4 protein-coding genes are annotated in these 5,099 nt (G+C 37.0%); 3 read left to right on the top strand and 1 reads right to left on the bottom strand.

All coding sequences use genetic code 11. The features are described from left to right. Positions 1–86: 86 nt before the first annotated feature. Positions 87–704: a helix-turn-helix domain-containing protein gene (locus tag ACLU24_RS14290; protein ID WP_412319788.1), complete on the bottom strand. Its 618-nt coding sequence runs from the start codon at positions 702–704 to the stop codon at positions 87–89. A gap of 184 nt (positions 705–888) precedes the next feature. Here ACLU24_RS14290 and ACLU24_RS14295 point away from each other — a divergent pair, with 184 nt between their 5' ends. The 3 genes from ACLU24_RS14295 to ACLU24_RS14305 all read left to right on the top strand — a co-directional run bounded on the left by ACLU24_RS14295 (position 889) and on the right by ACLU24_RS14305 (position 4,928). Then, positions 889–1,119 (top strand): helix-turn-helix domain-containing protein, encoded by a 231-nt coding sequence (locus ACLU24_RS14295; protein WP_119212530.1) that lies wholly within the window; start codon positions 889–891, stop codon positions 1,117–1,119. Between the two features lie 197 nt (positions 1,120–1,316). Continuing rightward, positions 1,317–3,002, top strand: coding sequence for a MobA/MobL family protein (locus tag ACLU24_RS14300; protein WP_412613318.1), 1,686 nt, complete (start codon positions 1,317–1,319; stop codon positions 3,000–3,002). Positions 3,003–3,242: 240 nt separating this feature from the next. Next, positions 3,243–4,928, top strand: a complete 1,686-nt coding sequence (locus tag ACLU24_RS14305; RefSeq protein WP_412613319.1) for an ABC transporter ATP-binding protein — start codon at positions 3,243–3,245, stop codon at positions 4,926–4,928. Positions 4,929–5,099 lie beyond the last annotated feature (171 nt).

Genomic DNA, 5,099 nt, shown 5'->3' on the forward strand with positions numbered 1-5,099 from the left:
AAGTCCATAAGCCAATTCGCCGCTCGTCAAATCTGTAAACAGTTTGACTCGCTTGGGCTCATTGTATCATAACTCCGGTTGTCATTCTATACCGAGTCGGAATTATCTTCTAAGAGATTGGATAATCTTTGCACCGCCATATCCGGATTCTTGGAATATGTTCTTATGATGTCAGCTATGTCATTGAATGCATTAACAGAGTGGGTTATCTCTCTTAAAAACATTATCTCATTGTATTCCTGATTGGATTCAAACCCCATCTTGGCTGCCACATCTGCATATTCTGTGTTTCCCTTGAAATTATTGCAAGCATTTGTAAATGAATCGGCAAATAGCTTGTATTCGTTTAATATTGCCAGCAACAGGTTCTTGGCGAAATCTCCATCTGCATTATCAAGGTTTGTTGGAAGATTTTCGATAATACCTGTCATAGCGTCTCTTATAAGAAGTTCTTTCTTATCTGTTATATCTGTTTCGTAGCTGTCAGTTTCGCCTTTAAGCCATTCCACAGATACATGAAGTGCTTCTGAAAGTCCTTCAAGTACCATCTTCTTGGTATTGTCGATTGTTCCAGCTTCATAACGCTGTATGGTGGAAGCGGTGACTCCCATCTTGTCTGCAACATAAGGTTGTGTAAGGTTTAATTCTGTTCTGCGGCTTTTAGCCCTCTCACCGATAATCCGGCGAAGTTCCTTATCCTTCATGTTGTCTGCCTCCTTTTCGGTTATTCCTTTCGGTATGTTCATACTATATCATATAAAAATTAAAATTGCAATATGCAATGCTATAATTATTTTTATAATTTCGTAATGCTTGACAATAAAATATAAAAGCGATATACTGACAGAAAAATAAATTGCATAATGCAATTTAAAAGGAGATGATTAAATGACGGAAAGAAAGATTGCTTTATCTATAGAAGATGCTGCCGATTATACAGGAATTGGAAGAAACACCCTGAGAAAACTTGTTGAGTGGGAAAAACTTCCTGTTCTAAAGGTCGGAAGAAAAGTTCTCATAAAGACGGATATGCTGGAAAAGTTTATGGAAGTCAACGAAGGCAGAGACTTGAGAGATAAGACTAGCGTAAAAGCAGTCACAAGAAAAGTGACAATTTAAAAGAGGCGGCTTCTAATGAACCCGCCCCTGATATATCAGACCGAAGCCATGATATACCTACACGCAAGAGGATTATAACATGTGCTTCTTCTGATATGCAACAACCAATTAACGGAATGGAAGACTGACAAATCACAAGATATCAAAGCCCTCGGCGTTTGAGAGCGAAATACACCCCTCGCACAAACCTGGGGTTTATGCTCAGCGTATTTCGCCCTTGCAGGGAGCAAAGCCACGCAGGCGTGACTTATACAAATGCTGTCGCATTTGGTTATGTCGGATACGGCAATAAGCCAACAACAATACCACTTATATTATCTGTTCATCTTTCATTCCAATTATCAGAGGAAGGAGAAGAAAGCACATTGACAACAAGACATTCATTTATACAGATGACCAAGCTGTCGAATGTCCGGGGAAGAATCACCTATATATCAAGCCATGCAAAGCAGGAACATCTGTATGCGGTTTATGAAACAACTGACAGAAGCTATTGGACGGAGCTTGCACGATGCAGCCAGCAGGAATTTAAGAAAAGCGGTGTTGATGGAAAGTGTATCGAAGCAAGGGAGCTTATCATTGCCCTGCCTGAATCACTTTATGAACAGGGAATGCCCGATATGCTGCTAAAATCGTTTACGGATAAATTCAAAGAAAAGTATGGTGTGGAATGTGTTGCAGCACTTCACCACAATAAGCGTATGACAAATTTCCATATCCATCTTATCTTTTCTGAAAGACAACTTCTTGCAGAACCTGTCATAAAGACTGCCACAAGGAATATGTTCTATGATGAACATGGAAATCATGTACGAACCAAGAAGGAAATCCTTGATGAAGCTGGCAATATCCGCAAAAGATGTAAGGTTATCAAAAAAGGCGAGGTTTATGAGAAGAAGCTGTTTACCTCTAAGAATACGAGGTTTAAGCAGGAAGATTTTCTGGACGAGGTAAAATTATTTTACACCAGAATGATAAATTGCTGGGTAACGGACGAAAAAGACAGACTTACAGTATTTGACCGTAATGGTCCATATCTTGCTACCAAGAAGATTGGTAAGAATAATTCTAAAGCTGAACAGATTGAGAAGGATAATAAACTGCGGATGGACTGGAATCGTGAAGTTGACAGGGCTATCATAAGCGAGGTTTCTATGGATGATATTCTACAGATAAAGAGGGAACATATCACAGAGCCAGTAAAGAGATCGATTGAGCGATACGGCAATAAGCCCGAAATGTTCTCGCTTATCCTGAATATGGCAATAGCAGAGCTGGTACTGCTTATCACAAAGGTGCTTGAGGCTATAAAAGGCATTCACAGCAGGCAGCAGCGTGAAAATGCTCACGAAGATAAAAACAAAGCCCAAAAGCAGGACAACGGAATACTTACAGCAGATGTGTTACCGCCAGAGCCTGTTATGATACCGGAAGCAGCCGCTTATCCGAAGTTAAAAAAGATAAAGACAGAACTGGACAGCCAGAATGCCATTATCTTTGAAGCTGAGAAACTAAGAGGCAGTCTTGAAATCGAAATGTCAAACTTAAAGGGACTGGCGAAGCTCACCAGAAAAAGCGATTTGCAGAGAAAGATTGACGAAAAGACGGATTATATCAACCGATTAAAGGTAGGACTCTCAAACATGGTTCGTAATAGCGGTTTTGAAAACATGAACGAGTTCCTGCTGACATTCAGAGAATGCAGGAATGCTTATACGGATTATCAGAGACAATACGAAAGCTGGAAGAATGCCTGCAGAAAACCGGATACACCTACGCATAAGGATGAAAAACTGTCGGATAAACTTGCAAGACTACAAAGGGAAGCCGCTGAAAACCAGAACAGTATCAGCAGGCAGACAAAGGACAGAGGGGGAAGATAATATGCTTTTTGTTTTATATTCTTTTGACGGAATTACGATAGAATATTGGAACTTAGCATGATATAATAATAGAAAATTTTTAGGAAGAGGTGAGAACGATATGAAAATTATCCGAGATAACTGCTCAGTACAGTTGATGTAAACTGTTGGCAGATTGTGCTGAGGTTAAAAGAAACTTGCCAGTAGTCGTTGACTGTACTGCTCTGATGCTTGAAATACAATATGTAAAGGAGTACAGTTATGCGTTATATAAAAGAAATATTAAAGAAAAACAGCATATGGGTATTGGTCTATATTGGACTAGGTATATTTAATTCATTTATGGCTAATTACAAGGTTGACTATTTCCAAAAGGTTATTGATGGATTGGCTGATAGAACACTTGCATTTGCAGGAGTTGCAACATATGGCTTTATTTTGCTGGTAAATTATGGTATGAATTATCTGGATAATTACCCTGAAAAGAAGTTGGAACATGGTATTTATCTGGATTTTAAGCTTTTGTCACTTAGAAAAATAAGTACAATCGATTATACGGAATATCAGAAAATAGGTACGGGCAAACTTATTCAAAGGATTGAGAATGGTTCAGCAGCAGGAAGAAATGTATTATTCAATTTCTGGTTGTGTTTGATTCGTGACTTACTTCCTACCATTGGTTTTAGTATATACTTTATTTGGAAAATAGATGAAAAAATCACTTATGTACTGTTTGTAGGCTATATAGCTATTTTTATAATAACCAACATTCTATTAAAGTTTCTTTACAAAATAAAAGAAAAGATTTTGAATAGTGAAGAACTATTAAATCACTATTTGGTCAGAGGCTATATGGAAATGTTGGTATTTCGTATGAGTAAACAGTTCCCGAGTGAAATAAAGAAGACTTGTAATGCAAAAGAGGATATTGTTTCATCAAAAGTAAAAATGAATATGATTCATGAAGCATTCTTCACAATATTTGCACTACTTGTGGCAATGTTAGATATTGGTATTCTTTTTTATGCATGGAAAACGAAAAACCTTACAGTAGGTTCTGTGGTTGCACTAATTGCACTGATTGAAAATGCTTATACGCCAATTGCCATTTTTAATGTACTTTATGTCCAATATAAATTAGACAAGGCGTCGTATAAGAGATTTGAGGAATTTTTAGGCTTAAAAGACGATGTTCAATTAAGAAACGGTAACGCAATAAATACAAATGTTGGAAAAATTGCAATAAGAAATTTATCATTCCAATATGAGGAACGAAAAATTATAGATGGCTTGAGCCTGTCAATACAAAAGGGAGAAAAAATAGCTTTTGTAGGAGAAAGTGGTTCCGGAAAATCGACCTTGATTAGGATATTATTAGGGTTGCTAAAATATAATCAAGGAGAAGTTCGCTTAGGAGACATGGAGTTAAAAGAAATTTGTCTTAATAATCTGTATGATAGAGTTAGTTATCTATCACAGGATGCCCCTGTTTTTGACGGAACAATAAAAGAAAATCTGGTATTTGAGAAACAAGTGTCAGAAGAACAAATGCTAGGGGCATTGAGTGAAGTGCAACTATCTCATTTAGTTGAAAATCTTGCGGAAGGTTTAAATACTGAAATTGGTGAGAAAGGTACTTGTTTATCGGGTGGAGAAAAACAAAGACTTGCATTAGCTCGCTTGTGGTTTGAAGACTCCGAACTTGTCATTTTGGATGAAGCAACATCTGCAATGGATAATTTAACAGAAGAAAATGTAATGAAATCAGTTATGCAAAAAATGAAAGATAAAACTGTCATTGCCATTGCACATAGATTAAATTCCATTGCAGGTTTTGACAGAATTATCCTCTTTAAAGAAGGGAGAATTGTTGGACAAGGTACTTTTGAAGAACTACTACATACAGATTCTTATTTTATGGACTTGTATAATGCGAATGTGAAATAATTGTTTTTTAGGTCGAAACTTGTAAAAATACAAAGGGGCTGTTGCTATTGCACTTTTTTAATTGTTAGAGTAGCAGTCCCTTAGTGTACTTAAAGTTCAATAGAGTCTTCTGCGTTTACCCATATCTGCATAGTTCCATCCAGATATAGTTTTGCATATTCAAGAGGTTCA

Origin of the sequence: Pseudoruminococcus sp. (genome assembly GCF_047012705.1) — a bacterium.
Taxonomy (GTDB): Bacteria; Bacillota; Clostridia; order Oscillospirales; family Acutalibacteraceae; genus Pseudoruminococcus.